This is a genomic window from uncultured Kordia sp. (assembly GCF_947489565.1).
GTDB lineage: Bacteria > Bacteroidota > Bacteroidia > Flavobacteriales > Flavobacteriaceae > Kordia.
In genome coordinates this window covers 238,682-254,646 of the sequence record NZ_CANLEA010000008.1, presented here as the reverse complement: position 1 = coordinate 254,646, position 15,965 = coordinate 238,682, and the positions used below count along the sequence as shown (strand labels likewise).

Annotated in this window: 17 protein-coding genes; 5 read left to right on the top strand and 12 right to left on the bottom strand. The window is 34.8% G+C overall.

Features of this window, described 5'->3' with window-relative positions:
- Positions 1 to 30: 30 nt before the first annotated feature.
- The 6 genes from mraY to mraZ all read right to left on the bottom strand — a co-directional run bounded on the left by mraY (position 31) and on the right by mraZ (position 6,534).
- Complete coding sequence (gene mraY, locus Q0845_RS13195; protein WP_298513880.1) at positions 31 to 1,266, bottom strand: phospho-N-acetylmuramoyl-pentapeptide-transferase; 1,236 nt, start codon at positions 1,264 to 1,266, stop codon at positions 31 to 33.
- A gap of 33 nt (positions 1,267 to 1,299) precedes the next feature.
- Positions 1,300 to 2,763, bottom strand: a complete 1,464-nt coding sequence (locus Q0845_RS13190) for a UDP-N-acetylmuramoyl-L-alanyl-D-glutamate--2,6-diaminopimelate ligase (protein WP_298513878.1) — start codon at positions 2,761 to 2,763, stop codon at positions 1,300 to 1,302.
- A complete protein-coding gene (locus Q0845_RS13185; protein WP_298513876.1) occupies positions 2,760 to 4,766 on the bottom strand; it encodes a penicillin-binding protein in 2,007 nt (668 codons plus the stop codon). The genes Q0845_RS13190 and Q0845_RS13185 overlap by 4 nt, the downstream gene beginning before the upstream one ends.
- 6 nt (positions 4,767 to 4,772) lie before the next feature.
- Positions 4,773 to 5,093, bottom strand: coding sequence for an FtsL-like putative cell division protein (locus tag Q0845_RS13180; protein WP_298513874.1), 321 nt, complete (start codon positions 5,091 to 5,093; stop codon positions 4,773 to 4,775).
- Between the two features lie 90 nt (positions 5,094 to 5,183).
- Positions 5,184 to 6,080 carry a 16S rRNA (cytosine(1402)-N(4))-methyltransferase RsmH gene (rsmH, locus tag Q0845_RS13175; RefSeq protein WP_298513872.1) on the bottom strand — a complete coding sequence of 299 codons (897 nt, stop codon included), beginning with the start codon at positions 6,078 to 6,080 and terminating at the stop codon, positions 5,184 to 5,186.
- Complete coding sequence (mraZ, locus tag Q0845_RS13170; RefSeq protein WP_298513870.1) at positions 6,067 to 6,534, bottom strand: division/cell wall cluster transcriptional repressor MraZ; 468 nt, start codon at positions 6,532 to 6,534, stop codon at positions 6,067 to 6,069. Before mraZ ends, rsmH begins: the two co-directional genes overlap by 14 nt.
- A 281-nt stretch (positions 6,535 to 6,815) precedes the next feature.
- Between mraZ and Q0845_RS13165 the strand changes: the two genes are divergently transcribed.
- Positions 6,816 to 7,580, top strand: a complete 765-nt coding sequence (locus Q0845_RS13165) for an alpha/beta hydrolase (RefSeq protein ID WP_298513868.1) — start codon at positions 6,816 to 6,818, stop codon at positions 7,578 to 7,580.
- A gap of 6 nt (positions 7,581 to 7,586) precedes the next feature.
- A complete protein-coding gene (gene yihA / locus Q0845_RS13160; RefSeq protein ID WP_298513866.1) occupies positions 7,587 to 8,195 on the top strand; it encodes a ribosome biogenesis GTP-binding protein YihA/YsxC in 609 nt (202 codons plus the stop codon).
- On the opposite strand, the gene Q0845_RS13155 is transcribed toward yihA, so the two are convergent.
- Positions 8,170 to 8,547 (bottom strand): GTPase, encoded by a 378-nt coding sequence (locus Q0845_RS13155; RefSeq protein ID WP_298513864.1) that lies wholly within the window; start codon positions 8,545 to 8,547, stop codon positions 8,170 to 8,172. The genes yihA and Q0845_RS13155 overlap by 26 nt on opposite strands.
- Positions 8,548 to 8,739: 192 nt before the next feature.
- Between Q0845_RS13155 and Q0845_RS13150 the strand changes: the two genes are divergently transcribed.
- Positions 8,740 to 9,492: a DUF5995 family protein gene (locus Q0845_RS13150; protein ID WP_298513861.1), complete on the top strand. Its 753-nt coding sequence runs from the start codon at positions 8,740 to 8,742 to the stop codon at positions 9,490 to 9,492.
- A gap of 10 nt (positions 9,493 to 9,502) precedes the next feature.
- Here Q0845_RS13150 and Q0845_RS13145 read toward each other — a convergent pair whose 3' ends face one another.
- Genes Q0845_RS13145 through gldB form a run of 3 tightly spaced genes read right to left on the bottom strand, consistent with a single transcriptional unit; the run spans position 9,503 to position 11,242 of the window.
- On the bottom strand, positions 9,503 to 9,937 hold the full coding sequence (locus tag Q0845_RS13145; RefSeq protein WP_298513859.1) for a hypothetical protein: 435 nt from the start codon (positions 9,935 to 9,937) through the stop codon (positions 9,503 to 9,505).
- 13 nt (positions 9,938 to 9,950) lie between these two features.
- Complete coding sequence (gene gldC, locus Q0845_RS13140; RefSeq protein WP_298513857.1) at positions 9,951 to 10,289, bottom strand: gliding motility protein GldC; 339 nt, start codon at positions 10,287 to 10,289, stop codon at positions 9,951 to 9,953.
- Positions 10,289 to 11,242 carry a gliding motility lipoprotein GldB gene (gene gldB, locus Q0845_RS13135; RefSeq protein WP_298513855.1) on the bottom strand — a complete coding sequence of 318 codons (954 nt, stop codon included), beginning with the start codon at positions 11,240 to 11,242 and terminating at the stop codon, positions 10,289 to 10,291. The genes gldC and gldB overlap by 1 nt, the downstream gene beginning before the upstream one ends.
- A 206-nt stretch (positions 11,243 to 11,448) precedes the next feature.
- Between gldB and nadE the strand changes: the two genes are divergently transcribed.
- Both nadE and Q0845_RS13125 read left to right on the top strand, forming a co-directional pair.
- Positions 11,449 to 12,237, top strand: coding sequence for an NAD(+) synthase (gene nadE / locus Q0845_RS13130; RefSeq protein ID WP_298513853.1), 789 nt, complete (start codon positions 11,449 to 11,451; stop codon positions 12,235 to 12,237).
- 171 nt (positions 12,238 to 12,408) lie between these two features.
- On the top strand, positions 12,409 to 13,038 hold the full coding sequence (locus tag Q0845_RS13125) for a response regulator transcription factor (RefSeq protein WP_298513850.1): 630 nt from the start codon (positions 12,409 to 12,411) through the stop codon (positions 13,036 to 13,038).
- An 86-nt stretch (positions 13,039 to 13,124) separates the two neighbouring features.
- Here the strand turns inward: Q0845_RS13125 and Q0845_RS13120 are convergent, their stop codons facing one another.
- Both Q0845_RS13120 and dnaG read right to left on the bottom strand, forming a co-directional pair.
- Positions 13,125 to 13,898 carry a hypothetical protein gene (locus Q0845_RS13120; protein ID WP_298513848.1) on the bottom strand — a complete coding sequence of 258 codons (774 nt, stop codon included), beginning with the start codon at positions 13,896 to 13,898 and terminating at the stop codon, positions 13,125 to 13,127.
- Positions 13,899 to 13,929: 31 nt separating this feature from the next.
- The gene (gene dnaG / locus Q0845_RS13115) at positions 13,930 to 15,891 is read right to left on the bottom strand and encodes a DNA primase (RefSeq protein WP_298513846.1); all 1,962 of its coding nucleotides are present in this window, start codon (positions 15,889 to 15,891) and stop codon (positions 13,930 to 13,932) included.
- Positions 15,892 to 15,965: the final 74 nt, after the last annotated feature.

Genomic DNA, 15,965 nt, shown 5'->3' with positions numbered 1-15,965 from the left:
ACTCAATTCCTAACACCTTACACCCAAAACCTATCGCACTTTCAAGGTTACGATTGTTAGAATTGCTAGTAAGATTCCGATAATCCAGAATCTGGTTACAATTTTACTTTCGTGATATCCTAATTTTTGATAGTGATGATGCAGTGGCGACATTTTAAATATCCGCCTTCCTTCTCCAAATTTCTTTTTCGTGTATTTGAAATAACTCACCTGCATGACGACCGATAAATTTTCCGCCAAGAAGATTCCGCATAGAATTGGAATGAGCCATTCTTTACGAATTGCAATTGCAATTACAGCAATGATTCCTCCTATGGTCAAACTTCCTGTGTCTCCCATAAATACTTGTGCTGGATAGGTATTATACCATAAGAATCCAATGAGTGCTCCCACAAAGGCGGCAATGTATATGGTAATTTCTCCTGCTCTTGGGATGTACATGACATTCAAGTATTCAGAGAAAATTAAGTTACCAGAGATCCATGCAAATATTCCTAAGGTGAGCACAATTATGACCGAAGTCCCGGCGGCGAGTCCATCAATTCCATCGGTGAGATTTGCACCATTTGAAACAGCCATAATGATGAATATGACAATTGGAATGAATACTAACCATGCGTATTTTTCATAGTCTGGATTGATCCACGTTACAAGCTTCGCATAGTCAATTTCATTGTCTCTTACAAAAGGAATGGTTGTTTTCATAGAACGCACTTCTTCTCCAAATTTCTTCGTTGGCACATTGTTATTCATTATAATTTCCTGCTGTTGATTGACAGGTAATTCTTCACGAATGGTAACATCATTATGAAAGAATAGTGTTGCTCCGACGATGATTCCTAAACCTAATTGTCCTAGTATTTTAAACTTTCCTTTGAGTCCTTTTTTATCGTTTTTAAATTTTTTGATATAATCATCTATAAAGCCAATAATTCCCATCCAAATTGTGGTGACGATTAATAGAATGATGTAGATATTTTCTAGTTTTGCAAAAAGCAGTACTGGCACTAAAGTTGCCAAAATGATGATGATTCCTCCCATAGTTGGCGTTCCTGCTTTTTCTTTTTGCCCAGCCAATCCTAAATCACGAACCGTTTCTCCTATCTGTTTTGAACGCAAGTAGTTGATGATCTTTTTTCCAAAAATCATAGAGATTAACAACGAAAGAATCACTGCCATTGCTGCCCTGAAACTTAGATATCCAAATAAGGAAGCACCTGGAAACTGGTATTGCTGTTCGAGATATTCAAATAGATAGTATAACATATTCTTTCTTTGTTGTTGAGGCTTTAATATTTTTTATTCGTTGAGTTGATCAAGTATTTCTTTGGCTATTTTGTAATCGTCAAAATCCGTTCGTTTTCCGTTGATTTCTTGATAGGTTTCATGCCCTTTTCCTGCAATGAGAATGATGTCGTTTTCATTCGCCATTTGACATGCTGTTTTTATAGCTTGCTTCCGATCGGTAATCGAAAGTGTCTTTTTATAGTTTTGTGGCTCTACACCTTTTTCAACAGCTTCAATAATGCTCATCGGATCTTCACTTCGTGGATTGTCTGAAGTAAATATGGCTTTCGTACTTAGCGCTGATGCGATGTTCCCCATTTTCGGACGTTTCGTTACATCTCTATCGCCTCCACAACCAACTACCGTAATGAGTTGCTCGTTTCCTGTACGAATGTTGTTGATCGTTTGCAATACATTTTTTAAAGCATCTGGCGTATGCGCATAGTCAATAATTGCTGTTATTTTGTTTTTTGTGATGAAATATTCAAAGCGTCCACTTACACTTTCAAGTTCACTTATTAATCGTAAGATTTCAATTTCTTCTAAGCCTAATAATTCCGCCGTAGCGTAAATAGACAATAGATTATACGCATTGAAACTTCCGATAAGTTTTGTCCAAACTTCGTTGTCGTTTATTTTTAAAAGCAATCCTGCCAATCTATTTTCCAAGATTTGCGCACGATAGTCTGCATAGGTTTTGAGCGCGTATGTATATTTTTTGGCTTGTGTGTTTTGCATCATGATCAAGCCATTTTTATCATCTATATTCACCAAACAGAAAGCTTCTTTTGGCAATTCGTCAAAGAATTTCTTTTTTACATCTCTGTATTCAGCAAACGTATCGTGATAGTCTAGATGATCATGTGAGAGATTTGTAAAAATTCCTCCTTGAAACGTTAATCCTGCTGTTCTTTTTTGATGAATTCCGTGTGAAGAAACTTCCATAAAGCAATATTCCACACCTTCATGATTCATTTTTTCCAAATACCTATTAATGGTCAACGAATCTGGCGTTGTATGTGTAGCTTTAAATTCAGCATCATCCACTAGAATTTTTACCGTAGACAACAATCCGACTTTGTATCCTGCTTTTTTAAAGAGTTGATATAGTAAGGTAGCAACCGTCGTTTTTCCGTTGGTTCCTGTAACACCAATCAACTTTAAGTTTTCGGAAGGATTTCCATAAAAATTGGATGCCATAATTGCCAATGCGCTATTTCCATTATCGACTTGGATATAGGTAACTCCATTGACTATTTTTTCTGGAATTTCATCACAAATTACCGCGATAGCTCCCGATTTTATTGCCGATTTGATATAGCTATGTCCATCAACTTCATATCCTTTGATCGCCACAAAGACATCATTTAATTGCACTTTACGTGAATCAAAGACCAATTCGCGCACAGCGATATTTGTATCGCCAGTCACTGCTTCGATATGTACTTTATATAATATGTCTTTTAGTATTTTCACGATAGTTCTAGTACAATTCGTTTTTCCGTTCCTATTTTTTTACCTGCTTCAAGTGATTGTTTCGTCACTTTTCCGCTTCCGTTAATTTCTACACGCAATCCTAAATTTTCCAGTAGTGGAATAGCGTCCATTGCTGGCATTCCAACTACATTTGGTATGATTGTTTTGTATTTTATTGATTTGTCTTGATACGACTTATAGCTTTGTTCTACAACATTATTCACTTTTTCAATATCTTCTACTTGATCAAATATTGGCGTATCTCTGTATATTTTGTGTGCTATTTTTTTAAATACTGGTCCAGACACATCTGCTCCATAGTATCCGATTTCCTGAACAGGTTCATGAATTACCACAATGCACGAATACTTTGGTTCTTCTACTGGAAAGAATCCTGCAAAACTTGAAATGTATTTTACTTCACTGCGTTTTCCTCCGTAATTTTTTTGACAAGTCCCTGTTTTCCCTGCCATTGAGAAATTTGACGAATACAAACCATTTCCTGTTCCGTGTTTTTTCTCCACCACATTTTGCATCATCTTTTTAACTTTCGCTACAGTTTCTTGCGAACAGATAGACGGATTGATGACTTCTTTTTCAAATTTTTGCTCGCTTGTGTACCAATTTTCACGGACTGCTTTTACAAATCGCGGACGTACTAATTCTCCATTATTTGCAATTGCGTTGTAAAAAGCAAGTATTTGTAATGGCGTCAATTCAACTCCATAACCATACGCCATCCATTGCAATGAAATTCCACTCCAAGTTTTATCATTTGGATGTGGCACAATGGGCTTTCCTTCTCCTGTAATTGGCAACTCCAGTGTTTCGTGCAAATTCATATTGTAGAGTCTATCCACAAATTTTCTCGGGTTTTTCCCGTAGAAATTATCAATGATTTTTACGATTCCCACATTCGAAGAAACCTCAAATGCTTTGGAAGCTGTGATAGTTCCGTATCCACGTCTGTTGGAATCTTCAACCGTTTCTCCATAAAATGTCAGCTTTCCATTTTCGGTATTTACCAAATAATCACTGTCAATCACTTTATCTTCCAGTGCCGCTACCATTGACATTAATTTAAAGGTAGAACCAGGTTCGTGTCGCTCACCAACTGCATAGTTGAGACGTTCTGAATAGTTTCCTTTGCTGTTCCTTCCTAAGTTTGAAATGGCTTTTATTTCACCTGTTGCCACTTCCATAACTACTACACAACCATGATCTGCTTTATATTTTTCTAATTGCTCTAATAAGGCATGATGTGCAATGTCTTGAATATTTACATTGACTGTAGAAATGATATCAAAACCATCTTGCGGTTCTAAATCGTTGTCGTTTGAAACTGGTTTCCACTGTCCTTTTGCTATTTTTTGTTCGATGCGACTTCCTTCTTTTCCTCGCAAGTATTTTCCAAAAGCACCTTCTAGACCAACTTTAGTATAGTGTCCTTCTTTATCTTTCAATTCATAACCAACGGTACGTCTTGCAATATTTCCGATAGGATGTTCTCGTACGGTTTTCACTTTATCAATAAATCCACCTTTGTATGCGCCACGTTTGAAAATTGGAAATTGTCTGATACGTATGTACTCCGAATAACTCAGATTTTTTGCAATTGGAAAGAATTGTGCTTCGTTGGTACGCGCTGTCGTAAGTCTGCTTTCGTAATACGCAGAAGATTTTCCAAGCAATCTCGATAATGAATCCGACAATGCTTTTACATTATCAGTAAATACAGTTTTGTTAACCGTTTTTGTATCAAAATAGATATCGTATTTAGATACTGAAGTAGCCAGCAAGCTTCCGTCATCTGCATATACATTTCCGCGACTTGGTTCTATCACAGCTTTTCGCACTGTACTTTCTAGTGCCATCGCTTTGTATTTGTCACCTTCCACAAATTGCACGTTGACCAATTGTACCACAACCGCAATCGCGAAGAGAAACATACCTCCTGCGACAAAATATAAACGATTTAATATGTTTTTTTCGGTTACTGACATTTATGATTATTGTTGTGACTTTACTCTAATTTTTTTCGGCGGATTTTCGGATGGTGCCAATCCGCTTTTGGCAACTTTTTCTGTGATGTACGATTCAAACTTTAATTGTTGTAATGTTGTCCTCGCATCTACAAATTCACTTTTCAACTCCTTCACTTCATCATTCAGTTTTGCAATTCTGTGCACTTTTTGATCTGCCCAATGCGAACTTGCAATCATGATCAATGCTAAAAAAGAAGCAAACACAATGAAACGCCAATTTTTGATGGCGTCATCTTTTATAAGGAACTTCCCTTTTAGTATGTCATATATATTCTGCTTTTTCATCTGTGAATTTTATTTTTATAAATATGTCAGATGGAATTCGTCAATAACCATATCGTTTAATTTCTACCACTAGCCTTGAGTCATTTCATATTACAGACGTTCTGCTATTCTGAGTTTTGCGCTACGCGCTCTGTTATTTGTTTTTATTTCTTCGTGTGATGGAATGATTAATTTTCCAACTTTTTTGAATGGCACTTCTACTCTACCATAAAAATCTTTTTCAGGTTCACCTTCAAAGAGTCCATTTCGAATGAATCGTTTTACCAATCTGTCTTCCAGTGAATGGTAACTGATCATGCTAATTCTTCCGCCTTCTTCTAATATTTCTTGCGTTTGCAATAGAAATTCTTTTAAGACTTCTATTTCTTGATTCACTTCAATGCGAATTGCTTGATAGATTTGCGCCAATACTTTATGCTCTCTGTGTTTTGGCAAAAATCGCTGCAATGCCTCACGTAAGTCTTCCGTTGTACGAATAGGTTGTTCTGATCTTACCAATACTATTTGCGCTGCAATTGCTTTCGCATTTCGCAATTCACCATATAATGACAAGATTGATCGCAAGTCTTCTTCTTCATATTCATTCACTACGTGATACGCTGAAATTTCTCCTTCTTGATCCATTCGCATATCTAAATCTGCTTCAAATCGTAACGAGAAACCTCTTTCTGCTTTATCAAACTGATGTGATGAAACTCCAAAATCACCTAGAATTCCATCTACTTTTCGCACTCCATGAAATCGCAAAAACTTTTTAAGATGTCTAAAATTTTGACTGATCAACGTAAACCGTGGATCGTCGATTGCATTGTCAAGCGCATCTTGATCTTGATCGAATGCATATAGTTTTCCATGTGCTCCTAATCGATTCAAAATTTCTTTTGAATGTCCGCCACCACCAAAAGTCACATCTACATAGATTCCATCTTCTTTGATGTTTAATCCATCAACTGTTTCTTTCAATAATACCGGATTATGATATTCCATCTCCATCGTCATTTCCCATTACTTCTTCTGCCAAATCTCCTATGTCAATATCTGCATCATCTGTTGCCGCGTCGTATTGCTCTTTATCCCAAATCTCAATAATGTTGATTGCTGATGACAGTACAATTTCTTTTTTGATACCTGCAAAACCTACTAAGTCTTTCGGAATCAACAATCTTCCTGCTGCATCAATTTCCACCATTCGAACACCTTTGTTAAATCTTCGAATGAAATCCACATTTTTCTTTTTAAAGCGATTTAGTTTGTTTAGTTTTTGCGTCATCAAATTCCATTCACTCATCGGATGCAATTCTAAACACGAACCAAACAGCCCTTCTTTGATCACGAAACCTTCTTGTAACACTGGAGACAACTGCTTTTTTAAATCAGCAGGAACAAGCATTCGCCCTTTGGCGTCGACTTTACATTCGTATGTTCCAATTAAATTTATCACGTGAGAATATGGCTTACCTATTATAAGATTCAAATATATTGAAAAAATTACCACATTTTACCACATTTTACCACTTTGTTGATAAGTTTTTCCATTTTTCTTCTAAAAAGCCCGTAAATAGGCTATAAATCAACTCGTTGAAAGTGGGATTTTTAAACCAAAACCTTCGTTTTTTGGAATATTTTTGTTATGTTTTATTAATTTTTGAGACATTAAAAAAAAAGCATTTTAATAATTTCGAAATGCCTATATTTGTCTCTTGTTAAAAATGATAGCCATTAATGAAAGAAAGCTTTAAAAAGGAAGGGAAATTCAATTATCTCGAATTAGGAGAAGGAACACCTATCGTTATTTTGCATGGCTTAATGGGCGGTTTGAGCAATTTTGAAGCCGTTACTGAGAATTTTTCAACGAAAGGATATAAAATTTTAATTCCCGAGTTGCCTATTTACACAATGCCACTTTTAAAGACAACCGTAAAGAATTTTGCGAAGTATGTCAAAGAATTTATACTCCATAAAAAACTCGATAAAGCCATTTTACTTGGAAATTCACTTGGCGGGCATATCGGATTACTAACTACAAAATTGTATCCTGAATTAGTAAAAGGTTTAGTGATTACAGGAAGTTCTGGTTTGTATGAAAGCGCTATGGGTGATGGATACCCTAAACGTGGTGATTACGAGTTTATTAAAAAGAAAAGTGAAGACGTGTTTTACGATCCTGCTGTTGCTACAAAAGAGATTGTTGACGAAGTTTTTGCGACCGTAAATGACCGTAGTAAGTTGATAAAAACCTTGGCAATTGCTAAGAGTGCTATTCGTCATAATATGGGAAAAGATTTACCTAAAATGAACATTCCTACAGGAATTATTTGGGGAAAAAACGATACGGTAACACCACCAAATGTTGCTGAAGAGTTTCATGAATTATTGCCAGATTCTGATTTATACTGGATTGATAAATGTGGCCACGCTCCTATGATGGAACATCCACAAGAGTTTAATGAATGTTTGCAAGATTGGCTGACCAAACGTAATTTTTAGTCAGTTATGAAAATCAAATCTGCCGAATTCGTGATGAGCAACTCTGATGTTGCAAAATGTCCAAAGAATCCAATTCCTGAATATGCTTTTATCGGACGCTCAAACGTTGGAAAGTCATCATTGATCAATATGTTGACACAACGAAAGAGTCTGGCTAAAACTTCGGGAAGACCCGGAAAAACTCAATTAATTAATCATTTTAAGATTAATAATGAATGGTTTTTGGTCGATTTACCAGGTTATGGATATGCACGTGTTTCTAAAAGTGCAAAGAAAGTTTTTCAAAAATTTATTACAGAATATTTTAGAAAACGCACTCAGTTGGTATGCGGATTTGTCTTGGTAGATATTCGTCATGAACCGCAAAAAGTCGATTTAGAATTTATGCAATGGTTGGGCGAAAATCAGATTCCTTTTTGCATTATTTTCACCAAAGCTGATAAGTTACGTCCTTCACAAATTGACACGCATGTCGAGAAATATCGCGCAAAATTACTGGAAGATGTTTGGGAAGAAATGCCACAATATTTTGTGACTTCATCATCAAAAGCTATTGGTCGCGACGAAGTATTGAATTTTATTGGACAAATCAATGAGGATTTGAAAAATTCATAGTTTTTGATTTAGATTTTATCAACTGAATCAATTCTTGAGTCGTTTCTATTTTTTCTATCTCACTTTTCGGAATCCATTCTGTTAGTTTTTGATCTTCTTGAAGAAAGATGACTGGATATTTAGTTTCTATATTTTTGTGTTGCTTTTCAAATTCGTCGCTATGAAAAAATTCCAGCGGAAGCGATGTGTTTTTTCTAAATTCTTTCCAAAGTGTATTTTCCGTAAACGTATCGTGTGTTATTGTACATAACTTACATTGATAGGTTTTGGGACTAATTAATTTATGTGCAACATCGAGCAAACTATTGAGTTTCCCTGATCGTGCATTGTATATGAAAATGATTTTTTTCATTAATTTTTATTCTAAATAGCAGTTTTTAAATAGCATGATGAATTTAGCTGTCATAAAGATAGAAAGACAAAATCAAGCTACTCAATACGAAATACTCATATCTCAATACTAAAACATAAGTCGCATTAAAGACAGATTCCTTTTCAACTTTCACATAATTTTATACTTTTAAGAGATTAAAAAAATCCAACCATGCAAGCAACTACGATTAAGGAAGTAATTTCATTTTTAAATCAAATCATTGAAGAGAATAAAGAAATTCCCAGCACTATGGGATATTTTGCTGCCTTGTATCACAAAGTGACTTGCAAAGTGAAGGAAGGTATTGATAACGGTTTTTTTGACGATAATCCGCGCATGGAAAAGCTAGATGTTATTTTTGCGAATCGTTACCTAAAAGCATATACTGAGTTTAAAAACGGAACGCAACCGTCGACTTCTTGGCAAATTGCTTTTGAAAAAGCAGATAGTTATTGGTTGATTGTGCTACAACATTTGCTATTGGGCATGAATGCACACATTAATTTGGATTTAGGAATTGCAGCGGCTGAAGTGATGAAAGGAAAAGACATCAACGATTTACATGATGATTTTAATAAGATTAATGAAATTTTGAGCGAACTAGTTCACGACGTAGAAAAAGAGTTGTCATTGATCTGGACGTTTTTAGCGAAGATCATAAAAGTCACCGAAAAGTTTGATACTATTTTGATTGATTTTAGCATGAAACTTGCCAGAGATGGCGCTTGGAAATATGCTAAACTATTAGCTTCTTCGCCCAAAACAGATTGGCCAACATTAATTAAAGAACGCGATGTAAAAGTTACTAAAAAGGCTGAAATCGTAATCAATCCTGGATTTTTAATTCGACTATTGTTTAAGATTATCCGTCTGGAAGAAACAGGTACTATCAAAACACGCATTGAGATTTTAGAGAAAGATTAGACATTCATCTTCATCCGTTTACTTTAGGAATAACTTTGAGACCTGAGCCTTGCTTAACAGCAACTAAATTATCATAAAAAGAGATTAAACTTACTGTAATAGAATTAAATCGATCCATCATATTCATCTCATATTGTTTTCCCAAAAAAGCAGATTGAACAATCATTTCTGAGTTTTCAAAAAGTTTTAATTGTTCTTTTGAGAAGTCAGCTCTCCAATCTCCTTTATTAGTTATAAACTCAAGTCTTTCAGATATAAGTGTTTTTAAGAAATCAACATATTCTTCTTTTGGTGTGATCCAAAATTCATTTCCTGCATAAAATTCATTTATCAATTCAGGAAAATTTTTAATAAAGATTAGTAAGGGAGTTTCAAATGGTTCTTTATCGCAAATTCCTTGACATGTTACAAGAGGTTTCCATATAGTATATCCTAAGATTTCCAAGAGCTTTTGTTGATTACTTTTTAACAATCTCTAACTTTTCTGCAAAATAATCACAGAAATCCATCATTGTAGCGCTCATTTTTTCATCATTGGTAGCACGTTGAAATGAGCGTGCCATAGAGACTAATGTTTGATGGTAAAATACTTTCATTTCGTCTACAGGCATGTCTTTTGTCCATAAATCGATACGCAAGCTTTCTTGTGCTTTATGATCCCAAACAGACAACATTACTGCTTTTGAAGATTCATTTTCTATACCACCATCTTTTGCGGTCCAATTGATTGTTTCTGGCACATTATTCTCATCGACAGTTACTGCAACTTTTATTTCGGACGTCGTTTTTTTCGCCATTATTTCTTTGGTTTGTACTTTGAATTGTTAAATATTTTTTTGGAAGATTTTCCCAAAAGATTTTGCAAAGATACATCATTATTTTCCATATATGCCTTTACAATTTGATAACCAATATAGCGACCAATTCCGCCTGGAGATTCGTTATCTAATTCTAAATAAAATTTTGAGAAAGGCGCCAAATTCAAAAAGCGAGCGTCTAATTTATTGTTTGTACTGTACAATAAATCTTTTTCTATAAAGTACGTCCAAATTTGTTTTTCATTCGCCGCAGCCCAATCTGCTTGTCTTTCTGTATACCCAAATTGCATAGCAACACTGGCTTTTGGCACTAAGAGTGATTTTATGTATTGTATTTTCCCATAATAAATCATCTTGCTTAAAAATGTACGTTCACGCGATGTTTGTACTTGCGAAAATGCAAATTCACTCGCAACATCAACAGCAATCATTTTCTTTTCAAAACCTTGAGAAATATACTTCTGAATTCCTTCATAATATTTGTGATTTGCTCCTAAATACGTGTTCAATGCAATTAGAATCATATCTTGATGCAAAATGACTTTTTTGCGATAATCTTCAGAAGTTACTGTAAACACTTGGGGCTGATCGTATTCTGGAAAGTAAAATTCGATATGTTGCAATAAAGATTTAATATCTTGATGTACAGTCGCAAAATCCGTAAATACCTCATCAATTTGAGTTTTCAATTCTTTTTGCAATGGATCGTTCATTGTGTAAATCCATGTAGAATCTGGTACAGAACTCGGAAAAAATAGCGGATATGCTTCTTTCAGTTTTGGTAAATCTGACGGCTTTGCGTCCAAAAACACTTGATCAAATCGAACCACATTCATATCGATTGGAATGGCAGCGATTTCTTTTTCAAGTGCATTTTCTTCGGCACATCCTACTGCAAGAATTAGCAAGCAGAAATACAATATTTTTTTCATAAAAACTTCTATTAATCAGATAAGTAAACGCAATCTATAATTATAAATTTTATTGCGAGTCTATTTTTGTGTGCAAAGTTACTTTTTTTATCTTGTAAAAAAATCGAAAAACATGAAATGCGCCATGATATTTCTGTTGAAAACAACGAAAAACATGATTGGCAAATTCCATCCGATAGAAATAATTAAAAATTAAAGATAAATAGATGAAAACTGACAAGGTTATAGATCATATTGTAGCGTGGTTAAAAGACTATGCTACCAACGCAAGAGTAAATGGATTTGTTGTAGGTGTTTCTGGCGGAATTGATTCTGCTGTGACTTCTACTTTATGCGCAAAAACTGGCTTACCGACTTTGTGTATTGAAATGCCAATTCATCAAGCAAAAAGTCATGTAACTCGTGCGCAAGAACATATTAAACAATTGAAAGAACGCTTTGATAATGTGACAGATACGCGTACAGACTTAACACCTGTTTTTGAGGAATTTAAAACCGAAGTTTCTCTCGAAGGCGCACAAGCAACTGTTGATATGGCTTTAGCAAATACCAGAGCGCGTTTGCGTATGACTACACTGTATTATTACGCAGGTTTATTAGGAAGATTGGTTGCTGGAACCGGAAATAAAGTAGAAGATTTTGGTGTAGGATTTTACACAAAATACGGCGATGGCGGTGTTGATTTAAGTCCTATTGCAGATTTGATGAAAAGTGAGGTATATATGCTTGGTGAAGCACTCGAAGTTCCTAGCTCTATTATGAAAGCTGCACCTTCCGATGGCTTGTTTGGAGATGCGCGAAGTGATGAAGATCAAATTGGCGCTAACTATGACGAGCTGGAGTGGGCAATGCGCATGAATGATGCAGGAAAAACTGCAACGGATTTTACTGGAAGACAACAAGAAGTATTCAAAATTTACAAAAGATATAATACAGCGAACCAACACAAAATGATTCCAATTCCAGTCTGCATAATACCGCAAAATCTTACATAAAAAATCACCTTTTTTAATAGTTTTTATAAAAATTTGTTTAAATTTGTTGCTACAGACCCCCTAAACCTGAAATAAAAATTGATTCGTTTTTTATGTTAGCATGACATACCTATAAACGAGGCTTTATTTATGTGATGGTCTGATTTATATAATAACTTTAAAAACTAAATTATGGTTAAAGTATTAATTGCAGACAATCATCCCATTGTTCGAAAAGGAATTAAATCCTTATTCAAGAACTCTACAGAGATTGATGTAGTAGGAAAAGCTGCTACTACTTCTGAGTTATTTGACTTTATTAGTCAAGAAAATGTAGACGTTGTTTTACTTGAAATGGATATTCCCGAAGTCAATGGAATTACTGCTTTGAGAAGACTTAAAAAAGACTTCCCTGACGTAAAAGTAATTATGTTTAGTTCTCACTCTGAAGATGTTTACGCAGTAAGCACATTAAGAGCTGGAGCTTCTGGTTACTTATCGAAATCCGTAGCTACAAATGTTATTAAAGACGCTATTGTTAAAGTTGCAAATGGAGGCATCTATATCAGCAACGAATTAGCACAACGTTTAGCATTTGACGAAAGCACAAACAAACCCCGCAGATTCTTCAGACGTTTGTCTACAAGAGAAGTAGAAGTTTTAAAACTTTTAGCTTCTGGTAAACGTAACAAACATGTTGCTGAAGAGCTAAATCTGAATGAAAAAACTGTGAGCACGTACAAGGCTCGCCTAATGCGTAAGTTAAACGTAGACAACTTAGTTGATTTACTACAACAAGCGAAAGCATTAGAATTACTGTAATTGCATTTTTTGTAAAGATTTCCCTTTACTACAGTAAAAAATTTTGATGATGATATGTATGTATTTTTATTAGAATGTGCATATCATCATTTTTTTGTTTTGATTTCTTTGTAAATTTTATCTGGAAAGATTACACAACCTCCACATTGTAGTAATGTGGTATTTCGCGTCTTTATATATTTGATAATTTTCTTTTCTAAAGGCGATAATGGCAATTGTTCATTTTCTTCTAAATGTTCTAATGCATCTAGTCCGTAAGCTTGTAATTCTGGGTTAAATGATGTCAACCATTCTCTGAAGTATTCTGCATTTTTGAGATCATCAAAATACAAATCTCTATGCTCTAATAGCGCATTCGCTACAGGAGAATATCCACATGAATATCCATAGATTTCCATTTGTTTTAGTTGATCTACAAAATCTGAAATTTCCAATGTCGTTTTGTAAAATTCATTGTGCTGCTTGACATATAGACTCAATTTTTCGTAATCAAAATAGGAGTTCGTTTTTTTCCGATATGTATCGTAATTAATCAATCCAATGATAGTGTCCTTTTTTGAAAATACATAAACCTTATATTCTTTATACTTCATGTATTTACCCGAAGGATAATCAATAGTAATCGTGTAGATTGATTGTTTTAAACCCTCATCCAATTTTCTTTCAAATTCAAAACCTCCGTTTGTTGAATTAATATCACGGATATAGGTAAACTTTTTCTTTTGTAAGGAGTCAAGATTGAATTCTTGGTAATTCTTAAAATATCCTTGCATTTCATAATCCGCTTCGATCTCTTTATTGTTTTGAGAACATAGAAACAGTGACTGCAAAAAGAATATGCACGTAATTATTTTTTTCATGTGTAAATGCTTCTTCTTAAATATACGAAACTTATAACACTCTTTTCAACTGCTCAGATAAGGATTTTTTGAGGAAGATGTAATCTTTTATTTCTTCTAGTACATTTTGTAATTCTTCCACTTTTGTTTCTGGTGTCAAACTCAATTTGAGTTCTTCTATTTTAAGATTGATTAGGAAGCAACGTAAAGAAAGTATTGTTTCGCTTGTCAATTGTGCAATGGTTTCTTCCTTTGGTTTTACAAAAATGTTTTGCGCTGACCAATTGTGCAATTCGTAACGTTCTTCACTCATAAGAATGTCCGTGACTTCATTGGCAACTTCTGGCTCAATTTCATTGACAAAAGTATCTATTTCCAAATCGCCCGTTTCATTGAGTTTTTCAATCGCGCGATAATAAATCGTTTTGAATTTTTCGTTTGCTAAGTCTATTTCGTCTTGTTGTAAATCTAAGTAGAGTTTTTGAAAGACTTTTGCTTCAAAGAGTTCACGTTCCATTTGCAATTCGCCATCTTCATCTTCCTTTAAAATCAAGTCTTCAAAAGTGGCTTCCATGTTGCCGTAAATCAGCAGAATTTCAATAATTTTTCGCTCCAAGACATATTGCACATCAACACTTTCAGATTTTTTCTCTGTTTTAATGACATCAAACGCCTTTTTTTCTTGCTTGATTTGTTTGTTGACTTCCTTGATGTCTTTGTTCATCAATTGTGCCAAGGTAGCAAACAACACTTCTTCCGAAATGTCCATGATACGCGATGTTTCACGCAAGTACAATTCTTGTTTGATACGATCGGATACTTTGGAAATACTCGACATCATATCGTTGATGACTTCCGCTTTTTTGATCGGATCGTTTTTAGCGACTTCCATCAATAAAGAAGCTTTGTAACTGATAAAATCCTTTACATTGTTTTCAAAATATGCCAATACATCTTCTAAGGCATTATTTTTTGTAAAACTATCTGGATCATCACCATCTGGAAAGGTACATACGCGCACATTCATACCTTGCTCCAAAATTAAATCTACACCACGAAGCGATGCACGAATTCCCGCAGCATCTCCATCATAAAGAATGGTAATATTTTTCGTTAAACGATTTATCAAACGGATTTGTTCCGCAGTTAAAGCTGTTCCTGAAGAAGAAACCACATTGTGAATTCCTGCTTGATGCATCTGAATGACATCGGTATATCCTTCCACCAAATAACAATTGTCTTCTTTGGCAATGGATTGTTTTGCATAATATAAACCGTATAAGACTTTACTTTTATGGTAAATATCACTTTCGGGCGAGTTGAGATATTTCGCCGCTTTTTTGTCGTTCGTTAAGATTCTTCCACCAAAGCCTAAAACACGTCCGCTCATGCTATGAATAGGAAACATGACTCTTCCCTTGAAGCGATCGAAACGTTTTTCGCCTTTTACAATCGTTAAACCTGTTTTTTCGAGATAGGTGAGATTGTAACTTTCTTTGATAGCAGCATCGGTAAAGGCACTCCATTCATCTAAAGCATATCCCAAACCAAATTTTTTGATCGTTTCGGCTGTAAAACCTCTTTCTTTGAAGTATGTGAGTCCGATAGCTTTTCCTTGTGGCGATTCCCAAAGTGTTTCTTGATGATACTTTTTGGCATATTCCGACACCAAATACATACTTTCTTTTTCGTTCGCTAAAGCTTTTTCTTCATCGGTACGTTCGGTTTCTTGAATTTCAATTCCGTATTTATTTGCCAAGTATTTTATGGCTTCCGGATAGGTAAAATGTTCGTGTTCCATTAAAAATGCCACTGCGTTTCCTCCTTTTCCAGAACTGAAATCTTTCCATATTTGCTTTACAGGTGACACCATAAACGATGGCGTGCGTTCGTCCGAGAATGGACTTAACCCTTTGAAGTTGCTTCCCGATTTTTTGAGTTGTACAAAATCACCGATGACTTCTTCTACACGAGAAATATCAAATACGGCATCTATGGTTGATTTTGAGATCAATGGTTTCGGGATTTTTAGGAATGAACGTCAAAAATACTAAGTTTCGACTAATATAGAATGAACTCCTTGAAACT

Coding starts and splice junctions, on each gene's coding strand:
- gldB (WP_298513855.1), bottom strand. CDS start 11,242: ATGAAAAAAATATTGTATTTCTGCTTGCTAATTCTTGCAGTAGGATGT.
- Q0845_RS13155 (WP_298513864.1), bottom strand. CDS start 8,547: ATGAAAAAAATCATTTTCATATACAATGCACGATCAGGGAAACTCAAT.
- Q0845_RS13120 (WP_298513848.1), bottom strand. CDS start 13,898: ATGAAAAAAATAATTACGTGCATATTCTTTTTGCAGTCACTGTTTCTA.
- nadE (WP_298513853.1), top strand. CDS start 11,449: ATGAAAACTGACAAGGTTATAGATCATATTGTAGCGTGGTTAAAAGAC.
- Q0845_RS13150 (WP_298513861.1), top strand. CDS start 8,740: ATGCAAGCAACTACGATTAAGGAAGTAATTTCATTTTTAAATCAAATC.
- Q0845_RS13125 (WP_298513850.1), top strand. CDS start 12,409: ATGGTTAAAGTATTAATTGCAGACAATCATCCCATTGTTCGAAAAGGA.
- gldC (WP_298513857.1), bottom strand. CDS start 10,289: ATGGCGAAAAAAACGACGTCCGAAATAAAAGTTGCAGTAACTGTCGAT.
- Q0845_RS13185 (WP_298513876.1), bottom strand. CDS start 4,766: ATGTCAGTAACCGAAAAAAACATATTAAATCGTTTATATTTTGTCGCA.
- Q0845_RS13180 (WP_298513874.1), bottom strand. CDS start 5,093: ATGAAAAAGCAGAATATATATGACATACTAAAAGGGAAGTTCCTTATA.
- mraY (WP_298513880.1), bottom strand. CDS start 1,266: ATGTTATACTATCTATTTGAATATCTCGAACAGCAATACCAGTTTCCA.
- yihA (WP_298513866.1), top strand. CDS start 7,587: ATGAAAATCAAATCTGCCGAATTCGTGATGAGCAACTCTGATGTTGCA.
- Q0845_RS13165 (WP_298513868.1), top strand. CDS start 6,816: ATGAAAGAAAGCTTTAAAAAGGAAGGGAAATTCAATTATCTCGAATTA.
- rsmH (WP_298513872.1), bottom strand. CDS start 6,080: ATGGAATATCATAATCCGGTATTATTGAAAGAAACAGTTGATGGATTA.